13 protein-coding genes are annotated in these 16,207 nt (G+C 70.5%); 2 read left to right on the forward strand and 11 right to left on the reverse strand.

What is annotated here, in order from left to right; all coding sequences use genetic code 11:
* Nucleotides 1-40: 40 nt before the first annotated feature.
* On the reverse strand, nt 41-589 hold the full coding sequence (locus tag ACIOMQ_RS31045) for a PadR family transcriptional regulator (protein WP_402191264.1): 549 nt from the start codon (nt 587-589) through the stop codon (nt 41-43).
* A gap of 88 nt (nt 590-677) precedes the next feature.
* The gene (locus tag ACIOMQ_RS31050) at nt 678-2,693 is read right to left on the reverse strand and encodes an FAD-dependent oxidoreductase (RefSeq protein ID WP_402191267.1); all 2,016 of its coding nucleotides are present in this window, start codon (nt 2,691-2,693) and stop codon (nt 678-680) included.
* Between the two features lie 262 nt (nt 2,694-2,955).
* Between ACIOMQ_RS31050 and ACIOMQ_RS31055 the strand changes: the two genes are divergently transcribed.
* Nucleotides 2,956-3,483, forward strand: a complete 528-nt coding sequence (locus tag ACIOMQ_RS31055; protein ID WP_362212079.1) for a DoxX family membrane protein — start codon at nt 2,956-2,958, stop codon at nt 3,481-3,483.
* A 70-nt stretch (nt 3,484-3,553) separates the two neighbouring features.
* On the opposite strand, the gene ACIOMQ_RS31060 is transcribed toward ACIOMQ_RS31055, so the two are convergent.
* The 3 genes from ACIOMQ_RS31060 to dnaK form a co-directional block, all read right to left on the reverse strand.
* Nucleotides 3,554-5,170, reverse strand: a complete 1,617-nt coding sequence (locus tag ACIOMQ_RS31060) for a chitobiase/beta-hexosaminidase C-terminal domain-containing protein (RefSeq protein WP_401757054.1) — start codon at nt 5,168-5,170, stop codon at nt 3,554-3,556.
* A 299-nt stretch (nt 5,171-5,469) separates the two neighbouring features.
* Nucleotides 5,470-6,054, reverse strand: a complete 585-nt coding sequence (grpE, locus tag ACIOMQ_RS31065) for a nucleotide exchange factor GrpE (RefSeq protein ID WP_362212073.1) — start codon at nt 6,052-6,054, stop codon at nt 5,470-5,472.
* Nucleotides 6,051-7,922 (reverse strand): molecular chaperone DnaK, encoded by a 1,872-nt coding sequence (gene dnaK / locus ACIOMQ_RS31070; RefSeq protein ID WP_402191270.1) that lies wholly within the window; start codon nt 7,920-7,922, stop codon nt 6,051-6,053. Before dnaK ends, grpE begins: the two co-directional genes overlap by 4 nt.
* A gap of 883 nt (nt 7,923-8,805) precedes the next feature.
* Between dnaK and ACIOMQ_RS31075 the strand changes: the two genes are divergently transcribed.
* Nucleotides 8,806-9,585: a VOC family protein gene (locus ACIOMQ_RS31075; RefSeq protein ID WP_362203242.1), complete on the forward strand. Its 780-nt coding sequence runs from the start codon at nt 8,806-8,808 to the stop codon at nt 9,583-9,585.
* Nucleotides 9,586-9,736: 151 nt separating this feature from the next.
* On the opposite strand, the gene ACIOMQ_RS31080 is transcribed toward ACIOMQ_RS31075, so the two are convergent.
* The 6 genes from ACIOMQ_RS31080 to ACIOMQ_RS31105 all read right to left on the reverse strand — a co-directional run bounded on the left by ACIOMQ_RS31080 (nt 9,737) and on the right by ACIOMQ_RS31105 (nt 16,189).
* The gene (locus ACIOMQ_RS31080; protein WP_362203239.1) at nt 9,737-10,183 is read right to left on the reverse strand and encodes a cyclic nucleotide-binding domain-containing protein; all 447 of its coding nucleotides are present in this window, start codon (nt 10,181-10,183) and stop codon (nt 9,737-9,739) included.
* A gap of 286 nt (nt 10,184-10,469) precedes the next feature.
* Nucleotides 10,470-11,615 carry a PP2C family protein-serine/threonine phosphatase gene (locus tag ACIOMQ_RS31085; protein WP_401940120.1) on the reverse strand — a complete coding sequence of 382 codons (1,146 nt, stop codon included), beginning with the start codon at nt 11,613-11,615 and terminating at the stop codon, nt 10,470-10,472.
* Between the two features lie 413 nt (nt 11,616-12,028).
* Nucleotides 12,029-12,226, reverse strand: coding sequence for a hypothetical protein (locus ACIOMQ_RS31090; protein WP_401939730.1), 198 nt, complete (start codon nt 12,224-12,226; stop codon nt 12,029-12,031).
* A gap of 58 nt (nt 12,227-12,284) precedes the next feature.
* Nucleotides 12,285-12,998, reverse strand: a complete 714-nt coding sequence (locus tag ACIOMQ_RS31095; RefSeq protein WP_401757061.1) for a GntR family transcriptional regulator — start codon at nt 12,996-12,998, stop codon at nt 12,285-12,287.
* Between the two features lie 140 nt (nt 12,999-13,138).
* Complete coding sequence (locus tag ACIOMQ_RS31100; RefSeq protein WP_401939735.1) at nt 13,139-14,443, reverse strand: amidohydrolase; 1,305 nt, start codon at nt 14,441-14,443, stop codon at nt 13,139-13,141.
* A 1,026-nt stretch (nt 14,444-15,469) separates the two neighbouring features.
* On the reverse strand, nt 15,470-16,189 hold the full coding sequence (locus tag ACIOMQ_RS31105) for an MBL fold metallo-hydrolase (RefSeq protein WP_401267762.1): 720 nt from the start codon (nt 16,187-16,189) through the stop codon (nt 15,470-15,472).
* Nucleotides 16,190-16,207: the final 18 nt, after the last annotated feature.

Genomic DNA, 16,207 nt, shown 5'->3' on the forward strand with positions numbered 1-16,207 from the left:
CGCTCCGTCGGGAGCGCGTCGCGCGGCCGCCGTGCCGCGCTCAGCCGCCCGACGGGCCCGGCTCCTCGTCGTGCGCCAATGCCCGCGTCAGCCAGCCGATCCAGAAGTTCTCCAGATCGATGCCGCCGCGCAGCACCAGGTGCCGCAGCCGGTCCTCCGCGGAGTTCCGCTCGGGAGGGAAGTCCCGCTCCTCGATCTCCAGATACTCCGCCAGCTGTCGGCGGTGCAGCCCCAGATGACGCCGTAGTTCGGCGTCCAGCCCGGGCGCTCCGACGACCGCCGCCGCCCGCATCCTCAGCAGCAGCGGATCCCGGACCTGCTTGGGGTCCTCGGAGCGGTCCACCCATGCGGACAGCGCCTCCCGGCCCGCGGGCAGCACCTCGTACTCCTTCTTCTGCCCACGGGCGGGCTGCTCCGACGGCAGCGCCCGGATCTGCCCGGCCCGCTCCAGCTTTCCCAGCTCGCGGTAGATCTGCTGATGCGAGGCGGACGAGAAGTAGCCGATCGACCGGTCGAACCTGCGGGTCAGCTCCAGCCCCGACGACGGCTTTTCGAGCAGGGCGGTGAGGATCGCATGCGGCAGTGACATGGAGTGCATCCTAAGGACGGGCGGGCAGTGGCCCCATGACGGAGGGACCGGACCCCGGAAGCCCCCGGGCGGGGGCTTCCGGGGTCCGTCACAGCGAAGCCGCGAGCTCCGTGCCCTGCTGGATGGCGCGCTTGGCATCCAGTTCGGCGGCGACGTCGGCGCCGCCGATCAGGTGTGCGGGGCGGCCCGCGGCGAGCAGCTCCTCGTACAGCTCGCGGCGCGGCTCCTGGCCCGCGCAGAGCACTACCGTGTCGACCGGCAGAAGGCGCTGTTCGCCGTCGACCGTCAGGTGCAGTCCGTCGTCGTCGATCCGGTCGTAGGCGGCGCCCGCGATCATCGTCACGCCGCGGTGGCGCAGCTCGGTGCGGTGGATCCAGCCGGTCGTCCTGCCCAGCCCCGCACCGACCTTGCCGGTCCTGCGCTGGATCAGGTGGACGGTGCGTGCCGTCTTCGGACGTTCCGGGGCGCGGAGTCCGCCCCGGTCGCGGTAGCCGGTGTCGACGCCCCACCGCCGGAAGAACACCTCGGGGTCGAGGCTCGCGGCATCGCCCGGGTCGGTCAGGAACTCGGCGACGTCGAAGCCGATCCCGCCCGCCCCGATGATCGCGACCCGGTCACCGACCCGGGCCCCGTCGCGCAGGACGTCGAGGTAGCCGACCACGCTGGGATGGTCCAGGCCCGGTATCGAGGGCGAGCGGGGCGTGACGCCGGTGGCGAGGACGACCTCGTCGAAGCCCGCGAGCACATCCGCCGTGGCCCGCGTACCGAGTCGCAGCTCGACCTTCTCCTCCGCGAGCCGGGTGCGGAAGTAGCGCAGCGTCTCGTTGAACTCCTCCTTGCCGGGAACCCGGCGCGCCACGTTCAGTTGCCCGCCGATCTCCTCGGCCGCGTCGAAGAGGGTCACCCGGTGTCCGCGCTCGGACGCCGAGACGGCGCACGCGAGACCGGCGGGCCCGGCGCCCACGACCGCCACCCGCTTGACGGTGCGGGTCGGCGCCAGGGTGAGTTCGGTCTCGTGGCAGGCGCGCGGATTGACCAGGCACGAGGTGACGCGGCCGCTGAAGACATGGTCCAGGCAGGCCTGGTTGCAGCCGATGCAGGTGTTGATCGCGTCGGGGCGGCCCTCCGCCGCCTTGACGACGAAGTCCGGGTCGGCGAGGAACGGCCGGGCCATCGACACCATGTCCGCCCGGCCCGACGCGAGGATCGCCTCGGCGTCCTCGGGCGTGTTGATGCGGTTGCTCGTCACCAGCGGTACGGAGACGGAGCCGCGCACCCGCTCGGTGACCCAGGTGTAGGCACCGCGCGGCACGGAGGTGGCGATGGTGGGGACCCGGGCCTCGTGCCAGCCGATCCCCGTATTGATGATCGTCGCGCCGGCGGACTCGATCTCGCGGGCGAGGCGCACGACCTCCTCCAGGGAGGAGCCGCCGGGCACCAGATCCAGCATGGAGAGCCGGTAGATCAGGATGAAGTCGCTGCCGACCCGCTCCCGGACCCGGCGCACGATCTCGACGGGGAACCGGATGCGGTTCTCATACGAGCCGCCCCAGCGGTCGGTGCGGTGATTGGTCGCGGCGGCGATGAACTCATTGATCAGATAGCCCTCGGAGCCCATGATCTCGACACCGTCGTACCCCGCACGCTGCGCGAGCCCGGCGGCCCTGGCGAAGTCCTCGACGGTCTCCTCGACCTCGTCGTCCGTGAGGGCGTGCGGGGTGAAGGCGCTGATCGGCGCCTGGATCGCGCTCGGCGCGACCAGGCCGGGATGGTGCGCGTACCGGCCGAAGTGCAGGATCTGCATGGCGATCCGGCCGCCCGCCTCATGCACGGCGGCGGTCACCCGCGCATGCTGCTCGGCCTCCGCCTCGGTGGTCATCTTGGCGCCGCCGGGCAAGGAGCAGGCCCGGGCGTTCGGTGCGATGCCGCCGGTGACCATCAGGCCGACGCCGCCCCGGGCCCGTTCCGCGTAGAAGGCGGCCATCCGCTCGAAGCCGCCCTCGGCCTCCTCCAGGCCGATGTGCATCGACCCCATCAGCACCCGGTTGGGGAGAGTCGTGAACCCGAGGTCGAGCGGGCTCAGCAGATTCGGGTACGGGCTCATGCGGCGGCTCCTCACACAGTGTCGTTGCGCCAGTTGTAGACGAACACAACGCCATTGTGCAACAAGTTGCACAATGGCGTGCGTCGCAGGGCCGCGCGTGCGGCCGTCCCCCGGACGGCGTAACACCGGGACACGTCGGCGCCCCGCGCCACGGAGAGTGGAACCACGGCACCCGCCCGCCACTCGCATCGGGCGGCGGGCCCGGCCCCACCGGCCCCGCCCCCTGCCCCCACCCGGCCCCGAACCCCAGCGGAGAACCCCCATGGCCTGCCTCGACCGGCGTGACCTCGGCCTGCTCGTCCTGCGCGTCGGCACCGGCGCGGTACTGGCCGCGCACGGCACCCAGAAACTGGCCGGCTGGTTCGGCGGCGGAGGCATCGAAGGAACCACCGCCGCGATGGAGGCCATGGGCTTCCACCCGCCGAAGCACAGCGCGGTCGCCGCCGGGCTCGGCGAGGCGGGTGGCGGCGCCCTGCTGGCCCTCGGCCTCGCCACCCCGGCGGCCGGTGCGGCAGCGGCCGGGGCGATGGCGGGGGCCGTGGCCGTCCACGCGCCCGCCGGATTCTTCGCGCAGGGCGGCGGCTACGAGTACCCCGCCTTCCTCGGCTTCACCGCCGCGGCGATCGGTCTGATCGGACCCGGCCGGTACTCCGTCGACCACGTCACCCGGCACGTCTTCAACCAGCCATGGATGGTCGCCCTCGCCTTCGCGGGCAGCGCGGCCGCGGCGGCCGCGGTCGTCGGCAGGCGCGCCAAGGGCCGGGCCGTGGTCGACCCCGACACGACCTGACCAGCCGGCAGGACAGGGACCGGACGGCACCCCAGGGAGGGAGCCGCCCGGTCCCGGCCGCACTGCCCGACTACTTGCGGAACGTCAGCGACGCGGCCGGGGAAGCGTTTCCGTACGCGTCGACGGCGACGACCCGTGCCACGTACCGCTTGCCCGCGACCGCACCCGGCACCGGGACGTCGAGGGTGTTGGGGCGGGGCATGAAGTAGAAGTCCGAGAGGACCTTGGACGAGACGACCGGGGCCCCCGTCGACGCGTCCGTGATGTCCACGTTGTAGTGGTGCACCATCTGGTCGTCCTTGGCCTGCGCGATCCGCAGCGCCGTGCCGCCCTTCGCGTCGTGCACCCGGGACAGCGGCTCACGGGTGGTGAACCGCGGTGCCGCGGTGTTGCGTTCGGCGTCGGTGTAGCGGAAGTTCTTCTTGATCTGCCGGCTCGTCGAACCCTTCAGGCGCACGGTCCAGGTGGCACCGCTCAGCGTGCCCGCGCTGGCGTACGGCGGCTGCCAGCTCGCCGACCACTGGCCACCGGTGTAGATGTCGTGCTTGTCCGCGGCCATGTTCACCCGCGCGATCTCCGTGCGGTTCTTGTAGACCTCCACGAAGAGGGCCTGTGCGGTCGGCGACTCGAAGCGGTCGGCGAGACCGTCCTCGGTGACCATCTGGTAGCCGTGGTCGATTTCGACGTACGACATCGAACCGTCGTTGACCGAGGTGAAGTCCCGCTGGTGGATCGAGCGGTCGTCGTTGACGTTCAGGTGCGAGTGACCGGAGAAGAGGATGGCCTGCGGGAAGGCGCTCAGATCCTCCGCCAGCCGTGGGTTGGACGCCTGCTGGCCGTCCATGGTCGTGCCCGTGGTGGGCCGGTGCCCCTGGACCAGGACGGGCTTGCCCGCGTAGGCCGGGTCGGCGGTGACCGCGGCCATCCGCCCCTTCAGCCACGCGCGCTGGGCGGTGTCGGAGTTGTACGTCTCGGTGTTGACCGTGAGGACGTGCAGGCCCTTCACCTCGGACTCGTAGTAGCCACCACCCGAGTCGGGGAACCACGCCTTGGGGTATCCGGCCCGTATCGCGTCGAGGCTCGCGTCGTGGTTGCCGTTGGAGATCAGCAACTGGGTGCCGGTCATGCCCTTGCGGGCGAGGTTGGCCTGGAAGATCTCGGAGACGATCTTGTGATCGGGCCCCTTGCCGTCACCGTTGTCGTTGATCATGTCGCCGTTGGACAGGATCGCGTCGGGCTCGGGGAAGATCGACCCGATGGTGTCGAAGAAGCTCTCGTACTTCTTGTCGGCGCTCGCATGGCTGCCGACGTGCACGTCGGACATGACGACGAGGCGGGCGAGCGGCTTCTCCCGGGACTTGATCAGGTAGCCGTACGACACCGGGACGCTGCTCTGCTTGCCGCGGAAGGCGACCGCCGTGACATTGGTGTCCTTCTTGATCCGCAGCGGGCGGCCGGGGGAATAGACGCGACTGTCGCGCGTCGGGGTCGTACCGTCCAGCGTGTAGCGGACGGTGGTTCCGCGCTCGGCCCGGAACTTCAGTTCGACCGCGTGGTCGTAGCGCCCACCCGGAACGCTGACACCGGGGGCGGCCGGGGTGGGGCTGCCGGGGGAGTGGGCGTGCGCGGCGGTCGGGGAGACGAGCGCGACGGACGTCGCGGCGATGAGGAGAGGGGCGAGTCTCACGGGGGCACCTGTTCTCTGGTCCGGGTTTCTGAGCCGGGTTTCCTGGTCCGGCGTCATAACGGGTGAATAACCGGTCTGAACCAAAGACGTTAGGTGTCGTGAGTCAGGTGGTGGGGCGGTCCGATCGACTTTCCGATGAAGCGATCATGAATGTCTTTCGGTGTCGCTTGCGTGTCCTTTCGCCCGCGGCGGTCAGCTCCCCCGCGTCCGATCCAGCCGGTGGTGTCCGACCGGTCGTGTCCGTTCCGGCCCTTCCGGCACCGCCCCGGCCCGAAGTCCGGGGAGCCGCTCCCGCAGGACTATGCGGCGGGAGCGGGTCCTGTCACCGCCACCTGAGCCGGCCTCAGGAGACGGTCGCCGACCCGGTAGCCCTGCCGCAGCACCTCGGTGCACACGGCCTCGTGGGCGATGCCGGAGGCGTCGTAGGCGACCGCCTCATGCGTGCGGGGATCGAAGGGTTCACCCGCGGCACCGACGGTCCGCAGTCCCAGCACCGCCAGCCGGTCCTGGAGCGTGGCGGCGAGGACCTCGGCCGCGCCGTGGTCGTCGTTCTGCCGATGGATCCCTTCCACGACGTCCAGGACCGGAAGCAGCCCGGTGAGGACGTTGACCACCGCGATCTCCTGTACCGCCAGGCGGTCGCGACGCACCCGCTTGCGGTAGTTGTCGTACTCGGCCTTCAACCGCTGCAGGTCCGCGGTCAACTCCGCGATCTGCTCGCGCAGTCGTGTCTCGGGCAGCCCTTCGCCTTCTGTCTCCGCCCGGTCGGTCCCCGCGTCCCGGTGCTGCCGGGGCGGAAGAGCGGCCGGAATGGCCGCGCTCCGGTCGCGCACCAGCACAAGCGGCCGCTCGCCCTGATGCGGGAGGTGCGGATCCTTGCTCATCCGGTACCCCCCTTCTGGTCGTCGTCGACGATCTCGGCGTCGACGACTTCGTCGTCACCGGTGCTCGTGCCCCCGGGAGTGCCGGTACCGGCCGTACCGCCCCCAGCGGGTTCGCCGCCCTGTGCCTGCGCGTACAGAGCGGTGCCGATCCGCTGCGCGGCGGCCGCTGCCTTCTCGGTGGCGGTACGGATCTCGGCGGTGTCCTCGCCCTTGAGCTTCTCCTTGACCTCCGTCAGGGCGGCCTCGGTCTCGGAACGCACATCCGCGGGGATCTTGTCGGCGTTGTCCCGCAGCAGGGTCTCGGTCTGGTAGACCAGACTCTCCGCCTGGTTGCGGGTCTCGGCGGACTCCTTGCGCTGCCGGTCCTCCTCCGCGTGCTGCTCGGCCTCGCGCACCATGCGGTCGATGTCGTCCTTCGGCAGCGAGGAGCCGCCGGTGACGGTCATCTTCTGCTCCTTGCCGGTGCCGAGGTCCTTGGCGGCGACGTGCATGATGCCGTTCGCGTCGATGTCGAAGGCGACCTCGATCTGCGGGATGCCCCGCGGGGCCGGCGGCAGGCCGGTCAGCTCGAACATGCCGAGCTTCTTGTTGTACGCCGCGATCTCGCGCTCGCCCTGGTAGACCTGGATCTGCACGGACGGCTGGTTGTCCTCGGCCGTCGTGAAGATCTCGGAGCGCTTGGTCGGGATCGTGGTGTTGCGCTCGATGAGCTTCGTCATGATGCCGCCCTTGGTCTCGATACCGAGGGACAGCGGGGTGACGTCGAGCAGCAGGACGTCCTTGACCTCGCCCTTGAGGACACCGGCCTGGAGCGAGGCGCCGATGGCGACGACCTCGTCCGGGTTCACACCCTTGTGCGGATCCTTGCCGGTCAGCTCCCTCACGAGCTCGGTCACCGCGGGCATCCGCGTCGAACCGCCCACCAGAATCACATGGTCGATGTCCGACACCTTGATTCCGGCGTCCTTGACCGCGTTGTGGAAAGGCCCTTTGCAGCGCTCCAGCAGAGGCGCCGTCAGCTGCTCGAACTGCGCGCGCGTCAGCTTCTCGTCCAGATGCAGCGGGCCTTCGGCCGACGCCGAGACATAGGGCAGGTTGATGGTGGTTTCGGTCGCGGACGACAGTTCGATCTTCGCCTTCTCCGCGGCCTCACGCAGCCGCTGAAGAGCCATCTTGTCCTTGGACAGGTCCACGCCGTAGCCGTTCTTGAACTGCTTCACCAAGTGGTCGACGATCCGCTGGTCCCAGTCGTCGCCACCGAGCTGCGTGTCGCCGTTGGTCGCCTTCACCTCCACCAGGCCCTCACCGATCTCCAGCAGCGATACGTCGAAGGTGCCGCCACCGAGGTCGAACACGAGGATCGTCTGTTCGTTCTCCTTGTCCAGGCCGTAGGCGAGCGCCGCGGACGTCGGCTCGTTGATGATCCGCAGCACGTTCAGGCCCGCGATCCGGCCGGCCTCCTTGGTCGCGGTGCGCTGGGCATCGTTGAAGTACGCCGGGACAGTGATCACCGCGTCCGTGACGTCCTCCCCGAGATGTGCCTCGGCGTCCCGCTTCAGCTTCTGCAGCACCCGCGCGGAGATCTCCTGCGCCGTGTACCGCTTGCCGTCGATGTCGCCGGACTCGGGGAAATGCCATTGAGCGTCTCCCATGTGCCGTTTGACCGACCGCGCGGTCCGCTCGACGTTCGTCACCGCCTGCCGCTTGGCGACCTCGCCGACCAGCACCTCGCCGTTCTTCGCGAAGGCGACCACCGACGGAGTGGTCCGCGCGCCCTCGGTGTTCGCGACGACCGTCGGCTCGCCGGCCTCGAGCACGGACACCACGGAGTTCGTCGTTCCCAGGTCAATGCCCACTGCCCGCGCCATCGCTGCCTCCTTTGCGTGTCATCATCCGCATGACATGGCATTTGTCATCTTTTAGACGACATTTTACAACCGGATCGGGTGGGAGCGCATGGCCGGATCGAGGCGGTGACGACGTTCTTGGCAGGGCGGCAGACGGCGTCCGCCAGTCGCCCGACATCGCCCGTGTGTCCGGCCGGTGGCGGCGGTGTGCGGGCAGCCGTACGGCGAGGAAGGCGGTGTCGTCGGTGCTTCCTGCGCCGACGCCGGCGAGGTCTCGGCGCCGAAGGCGCCGAGCGGTTCACGGGCGTTGGGGAGAAGCGGGTTCCCGCAGCCGCGGCCGGCGGCTTCGATGCGAACCCGGTGCGCCACCGGTGCACGGTGGACCTCCTGGGACCACTGTCCGCGTTCGCCGTACCCGGCGGAGCCTGCGCGCGGGCCCGCTGCGTGAGGGACGGGGTTCCCGGCAAATGCGGGATCGGGCGTGGACGGAGCGGCTCTGGAGTGCGGTGGAATCCCACCGGGTACACGCTGACGGCATGAGGCCGACCCGCCGGTCGTCCTGCGCATGTGCTCACCCATCGAGCGCCGAAGGGCCGGCTCCGTTTACGGGAAGGACCGGAGAACCGGTGGCCGCGGGGCCACGGTACGGAGAACCGGTGGCCGCGGGTGCACGGTGCGTGGGTGCGTCACTCGGTGGGCGAGGGGACGCGCCTGTACCGGGTGGTGCGCCAGCAGGTTCGCGACGGCGAGGGCGGCGCACGGCGAGGGGCCGGTGGACGAGGAGAACGCCGGGCTGGTGGACCGGGTACGCGGCCTGCTGAGCGGCCGCACCACCAAAGCCTGAAACCCGGCCGGGCCCACCCCCCGATCACGTCGGCGACCGGTCCACCGGAAGGAGCATCGAATGCCGTCCTTCGAACGGATCATGCCGGTGGCCGGGGCGCCCTGCTGGGTGAACCTGATCGCACACGATCTGCACGCGGCGCAGTCCTTCTACACCGCGGTCATGGACTGGGAATTCCGGGACAGCAGCCTCGGGAGCAACTTCTCGGTGGCCATGGCGCACGGCGAACCGGTCGCCGGAATCGGATCCTGCTCACCCGGCGGCCCTCCTGCCGTCTGGATGCCGTACTTCGCTGTCCGTGACGCCGACGAGACGGCCGGCCGCGTCAGGGAGCGCGGCGCCACGCTCGCGATCGGCCCGTTGAAGCTCGGCGCGGGGCGCGCCGGGATCGCCGCCGACCGCGACGGGGCGATGTTCGGTTTCTGGGAGGGACCGGCCCTGGCCTGGTCGGTGGGACGGGGCAGCGCTCCCGCCCGGCTGGACCTGCAGACCCGCCACGCGTTCGAGGCCGCCATCTTCTACGCCGAGGTCTTCGACTGGGCCCAGCCTCCCGGCGGCTGCATGGTCGACTACGCACAGGACCACGTCGTCATCCAGCTCGCCGGGCACACTGTCGCCACCTTGCGCGGCGGTGGCATCGAGACCGCCCCGGACCCGAAGATCCGCCCGCGCTGGATCGTCGACTTCCACGTCAGGGACAGCGAAAAGGCCGCGGCGGCCGCCGTCGACGCCGGAGGCGAATCCTCAGCGGTACCCTCACCCTCACTCGCCGATTCAGCGAAGGACGCCTTCATCATCCGCGACCCCGACGGGAGCCTCTTCACCGTGTCCGACGCCTGACAGGGCGGGGCACGCGACTCCCGGCCGGGTCTTGACGGCCGTCGGCCGGTCCGGATTTCGACGGCCGTCCGACGTCGCACGCACCTTCGGTGCCCCGCCGTCCATGGGCAGCACATCGAGACGTGCCGTCCACGGACGGCACATCGAGACGTCAGATGTGAGCGGCGGACTCGTACAGATCGAGCAGCCGGCCCCGCGTCGCGTGCAGCCGCTGGGTGAGCACGAGGCCGACCCATTGGCTGATCGCGAATCCGAACTCGGGGTCCGACCGGCAGAGTGCGCGGACTTGCGGCGCGTCGAACTGGAAGGCACGGACGGGGCTCACGGTCTCGGCTCCGAGCTCCCACTCGAACGGCGGGAAGAGCCAGGACAGTCCGACCAGCTCGCCCGGCCCCAGCGACTCGATCTCCGCGCGACGCCGGCGCGGAAGCTGCGAGTCGAGGGTCACCGTGCCCGTCTTCATGATCCAGAAGCGGTCGGCAGCCGTGTGTTCCTCGAAGAGCCGGTGCGCGGCGGGGAACCATACGTTGTCGGCAAGACTCAGGAGATGGTCGCGGTGGGTGGGCGTCAGCGACGTCACCTTGAATGTGGTGGTCATCGGAGAACTCCTCCGAGGAGCGGCTCTGCGGAGGGCGGAACCTCCTGCCGTCGTACGGCGTGCCCAGCATGGCGTCGCACGATCCCGCGGGACGCGGCGTGCGACGGACACGGCCCGAGCACGTCGGCTCGCGCGGTCACGAGGTTCTGCCGACCTCTCGTAGAGATGTTGTTCCCCGGCAGAGGTCGTCGAAGCCTCTCCCCGGTCGCGGCGTTCCAGCCCGTCGAGGGCAGGCCGCCACCGGTATCGCTCGGCCACCACGGTGAGAACTGAACCACGGTCGAGGTCAAAGGCGGTCTCCGGACGAATCCCCGGGCGCCCGGTTGGTCTTTCCACGACGGTGTCCCGGACGCGCGGTGGGGTCGCGCTGGATCGCGATGACGGCGGCGTCGTCGCCAAGCCGTCCGCCGACGTGGGCGAGGAGGTCCCGTCGCAGGTGGTGCAGGAGTGCCTCGGGAGAACTCTCGGTCCACCGCTCGGCCCGCTCCGCGAACGGGTAGAAGTCTCCCTTGCGGTCGCGCGCCTCGATGACGCCGTCGGTGTAGAGGAGCAGGGTGTCGCCGTCCTCGAAGGTGGACACGTCCAGGCTGTAGGACGCGGGCCCGGTGCTGCCGATCCCCAGCGGTGGCGCGGGGTGCAGATTGGGCACGCTCACGGAGCGCCCTGGGGTGAGCAGCAGGGGAGGAGGGTGTCCGCAGCTGGTCATGCGGATGACATGGTCCTCGTCCGGGATCTCCAGGAGCAGCGCGGTGACGAAGCACTCCCCGGTCGCGTCCTCCGACTCGAAGTCGTCCTCGTAGCGGCGGACGCTCTTCTGGAGGGCCGCGGCGAGTGCGGGCAGGCCGGTGTGCTGGTGGGCAGCCTCGCGGAAGGCGCCGAGCAGGAGGGCGGCTTCTCCGATGGCGGCGAGGCCCTTGCCTCTCACGTCACCGATCAGCACCCGGGTTCCGCCTTCGACACGGGTGGCCGCGTAGAGGTCACCCCCGATCAGGGCCTCGTCCTCGGCGGCCAGGTACAAGGAGGCCACGCGCAGTGGGCCGATACGGTCCGGCAGCGGCCACAGCAGGACGTGCTGCGCCGCTTCGGCCACCGACCGCACCCGGGCGAGCTGCCGTCCGCGCCGCTCGCGTATCAGGGCGAAGAGCGCGGTCAGGATCGAGAGCACGCCGATGGCGACGATCTGTACCAGGGTGTTGCGGGAGGACAGCACACCGAAGTACAGGCCGATGTACGCCTGGGCCGCCACGGCCAGAAGCCCGATGACTCCGGTCGACAGAGGGCCGGCGAATGAGGCGGTGATCGCGGGCGCGATGACCAGAAGAGGCCCCAGACGGATGTCTTCCGGTGCCAGGATGTCCACCGCTGTGATCACGATGATGAGCGCAAGGGGAATCACCAGCAGCGCATGGCTCGGCCGCAATGGCTCCCGCAGACCCGTAAACCGCTCACTGAGGCCCACGTCTTCCACAGTGCACCGTCCCCGGGGGACGCACGAGTCGGCCCTGGGGGACGCCCACCGTGGAGGGGGCGCGTTCGAAGTGCTTGCGGTTGCCGGTTGCCGGCTGTCTCGGCGCTCTCGGCCTTCCCGGCCCTCTCTTTGGGGCCGATGGCGTGCATCGGCCCGGTGAGCGCGTTCTTCGGCGCACCTTCTCCGCGGCCGCGCAGACGACGATGTGCTGTCGTTCGCCGTTCATTGCTTCTTCGGACGTGTCCGCCGGGCAGCCCGGGGGTGTGCGCCCTGCCTGGGAGCGGCCCCCGGGTGCGTAGCGGGGTGTCAGTGCGGCTCGGCCGCGAGTGCGGTGCGGTGCCGACGCATCAGAAGCGCGTAGGTGGCTGCGGCGACCGTCATTCCGACGGGGAGGGCGAGGTCGATTCCCCGGCAGTGCGGGCCAGCGGACCGAGCTGGGTGCTGACATACAGAGCGGCGGCTGCCGTGCCGGCCACCAGGGCGATGACACCGGCCCGGTTGACGCCGGCGGTGTACCAGTAGGCGCAGCCGGGGGTCTCGTCGGTGAGCGCGAGGGCGCGAATTGTCGTGCGCATGACAGTTCTTATCCGGTCTGTCGCTACGCGAGATCCCGAGGTCGCGTGTGCGGGCCGTTCAGCGGGTGGTTGGCGCGGCCACTGCTCGCAGTGCGAGTTCCCTGCTCTTGCGGACGTGCAGGAGGGTGATCGCCCCGGCGGCGTCGGCGTCTCCCGCCGCGATGCGTTCGTACATTTCGCTGTGCTGTGCGCGCATGGGGGCGGGTTCCGTGTTCAGGCCGAACAGGAGCCGCAGTTGTCCGTCCAGCCGCTGCATGAGCTGGGCCAGCAACGGGTTGTCCGCCAGGGCCACGATCCGGTCGTGGAAGGCGGTGCCGGCGTCGTTCTCCGCCGCCCGTTCCCCTGCGGCGGCTGCGGCCTCGGCCCGGTCCAGTACGTCCCGCAGGTCCCCGAGAACGGTGGCGGCCTCCTCCGGGGCCGCGAGGGCCACACGGCGGGCCGCGAGGCGTGACGCCTGGATGGCCAGTGGCTCCCATACGTCGTACAGGTGCTCCACATCGACGCGCTCCAGTCGGCGCACCCGCACGCCGCTGTGCGGCAGCAGGTCCAGCAGGCCCTCCTCCACCAGCGCCCGCAGGGCCTCTCGCACCGGTACCCGCGACATCCGGAGGTCCTGGGCGATCTCGCGTTCCACCACGCGGGTGCCCTGGGCGTAGCTGCCGTCGACGATGCGTTCCCTGATGGCCCGGCGCGCGAGCTCGCTCAGTGGTGTGCGCGGTGCTGGAGCCGACGGCTGCCCTCCGTCTCCCTTCCAGCCGGTGCTTGCCGTCACGTGTGCCGTCCTCCCTGGGCCCTTGCCGACCTGTCCCGGAACTCGCGAGTCATCGGGGTCTCGTGGGCCACCGGGCATCCCGTCACCCTATGCGCGTGGTGAGGTGACGGGCCGCCGGGGTGCGAGGGCGGGAGGGGCTGTCAGATCAGCTCGCCGTCGCGGGCCACCACTCGGCCGCCATGCACCACCATGTCGCGCGCGGGCATGTCTACCACGACCTGCGGCAGGCACTCGGCACGCAGCAGGACGAAGTCGGCCGGGGAGCCCGGGGAGAGGTCGGCGCGGGGCAGCCCCATGACGTCGGCGCCACCGTGCGCGCCGGTTTCGTAGCAGGCTGCCAGCTCCTCGTCGAGGCGCGCGCCGGTGATCCAGCCGAGCAGGTGGGCCCGGTGGAGCATGTCCGCGTTGCCGAAGGGGCTCCAGGAATCGCGCACCCCGTCCGAGCCGAGCCCGACCCGAACCCCGTGTTCCCGAAGCTTCGCGATCGGCAGGACGAGCGACCTGCTGGGCGCCACGGTGGTCAGGGCGATGTCCAGGTCGCCCAGGTCCTCGGCCACCTCGGCCAGTTCGGTGTCGGAGAGACCGGGCAGGCAGAAGACGTGGCTGACGGTCACCTTGCCCTGCAGGGACAGTGCACGGGTGCGGTCGATGAGGGCGCGCAGCACCGTCAGACCGGTCTCGCCCCTGTCGTGCAGATGGATGTCCACGCCGACGCCGTATCGGTCCGCAAGGTCGAAGACCAGGTCCAACTGCTCGTCCAAGGCGTGGTCGAAGCTGATCGGGTCGATCCCGCCGATCATGTCCACGATTCCGCTGCGGGCCGCCTCCTTGAGCAGCTCCGCCGTCCCGGGGGCGCGAACGACGCCGTGCTGCGGAAAGGCCACGATCTGCACGTCGAGCGCGTGCTTGAGCCGTTCGCTCGCCTCTCCGATCCCCTCCACGCAGGCCAAGCCGTAGGCCGGGGCGATGTCGGCGTGGGCGCGCATCGCCCGCGTCCCGCGGGTCACGGCGTGCGCCATGAGTCCGTACGCCCGCTCGGCCACCGGCCGACGCTGACCGCGGAACAGCTCGGCGTCCTGGGCGGCGAGGCCGGCGATGCCGTTCGCCGGTTCGCGGGAGACCCATGAGCCGCCCCACGTCGTCTTGTCGGGGTGGATGTGCGCGTCGACCGGAGCGGGGAGGGCGATGCGGCCGCCGCCGTCGATCACCTTCGCGTCCCCGGGAGCCGGGTCGCGTGTGATGCGGCCGTCGACGACGGTGAGATCCACCGGGTCCGCCGCGCCCAGGGGCCGCACGTCACGGAAGACCGCCACGTCGCGCGGCCCGTTCCGGGTATCGGCCAGGGCCGACGGCGTTCCTGCGGACACGGCGGAGTCCGTGCCCGCCGCGGAGGCGGCGCCGGCGAGGACGCCGTGGTGGGACACCGGAGAGGAAGGGGACGTCATGGGGGACTCCTTCGGCTGGGGAAGAGGCAGCAGGGGCAGATGCGGTAACGAGCCGTAGGCGGCGGCCCGTTACCGCAGAGATGCAAGGTCTTCAGCCTCGGGAGCGAGGCAGAGGCAGAGACAGAGGCAGGGACAGAGGCAGGGGCACGGCTGGTGCGTCAGGCCCGCGCGCACCCTGTACGGCGGCGTCTTCAGTACGGACACATCGGCGAGCGGGGTGCCGTCCACCAGGATCAGGTCTCCCGCGAAGCCGCGCACGAGGCGGCCCACTGCCCGCTGGAGCCGGAGCCCCTCCGTGCGCCGCCGCTGCGGACGGTTCCGCCGGCAGGGGTGCGGCGGGGCGGATTCGACACGCATGAGGGGCTCCTCGGCATTTGAAGCACAACCGGTTCCAGTTTGTATACCAAAGTGAGAAGCCGGGGCAAGATCCGGCAAGATCTCCTGTGTCGATGCGGGCTATTTGGGGGGAATGTTCCGATTTTCCATTCCCCTCGTACTTCTTGGTATACAAATATCGAGAAGGGGTCGAGGCGGTCGTACGGGAGCGGGTGGCCGAGGCCGTCGAGGCATGTCTCCCAAGGGCAGGGGGATCCGAGCGCAGGGGGAGTGGGATCGGCCGATGGGCAGGCGGTGGCGGCAGCACCGTGGCGGCTGTTGCGCTGGTGCAGGGCGGGCCAGAGGCGCTGTGCGGGTGCGGACCGGTCAGCCCGCGTCGGTGATCCGGATCAACCGACTGGAGAAGGATCTGGCACGGCCCCTGCTTGAGCCCGTTGAGCCCGTTGAGCCCGTCGAGCACGCCGAGCCCGTCGAGCCCGTCGAGCACGCCGAGCGCGGCTGCGCCATGGGGCTGCCTCTCTTGCCGCGGCGCTCACTCATTTCGGGAAGCGCGTGGCTGCCACGGCCGAGACGAATGCCGCCGAACAGGGCGTCGTACGGCGTGGACGGTGACTCATCGCCCCGGCTTCGGCAGCGAAAGGCGCCCGGTCCGGGAGGGGCTGATTCGGCATCAGCACATTGATCCTCGCCTCACAGCCAGTCGCTCTCCGGAGTGGCTGCCCGGAGCACCGCGCCCGCGTTTTCCGTCAGCGGCTCGCCGTGGGGCACGCACACGGTCTCCACCTCCAGTGCGGCCAGCCGCCGGAAGGAGGCGATGGCCTGCTCCCTGTCCACGTTGAACGGACCGAGGATCGCCCGGCCCTCCGCGGTGGCGACGAGGTCACCCGGGAACAACACGCCGCTGGAGGCGAGATGGAGCGCGATGCTTCCCGGGGTGTGGCCCGGAACATGCAGGACGCGGACGGGCTCGGCCCAGCCGTCGAGGGTGTCGCCGTCGCGCAGCTCCATGTCCACCGGCACACGCTTCACCGGAGGCATGCCGGCGTCCCCGAATCCAGCCGCGATCTGCTCATGAAGGGCGCGCTCCGAGGCGGTGTGCCGGGGCTCGGGTTCGGGGGCGGTGCCGCGGATGAACGGAGCGTCCAGCGCACCGGCCAGGACCTGGGCGCCGGTGGCCGCGACGAGATCCGCAGCCGAGCCCGCATGGTCGACGTGCGAGTGGGTCAGAACGATCTGCCGCAGGTCTTGAGGGCGGCCGCCGAGCTGATCCAGGGCGTCCAGAATCGCCGGAGCGGACCCCGGCATGCCGGTGTCGATCAGGGCGAAGCCGTCCGGCACACGCACGATGTGAACGTGCCCGACCGGGAAGGGCAGCTGCCAGATGTCGGCGGTGATCCGAATGAGTTGCATGGTGCGACGCTAACGGTG

Source organism: Streptomyces sp. NPDC087845 (assembly GCF_044742755.1).
Taxonomy (GTDB): domain Bacteria; phylum Actinomycetota; class Actinomycetes; order Streptomycetales; family Streptomycetaceae; genus Streptomyces.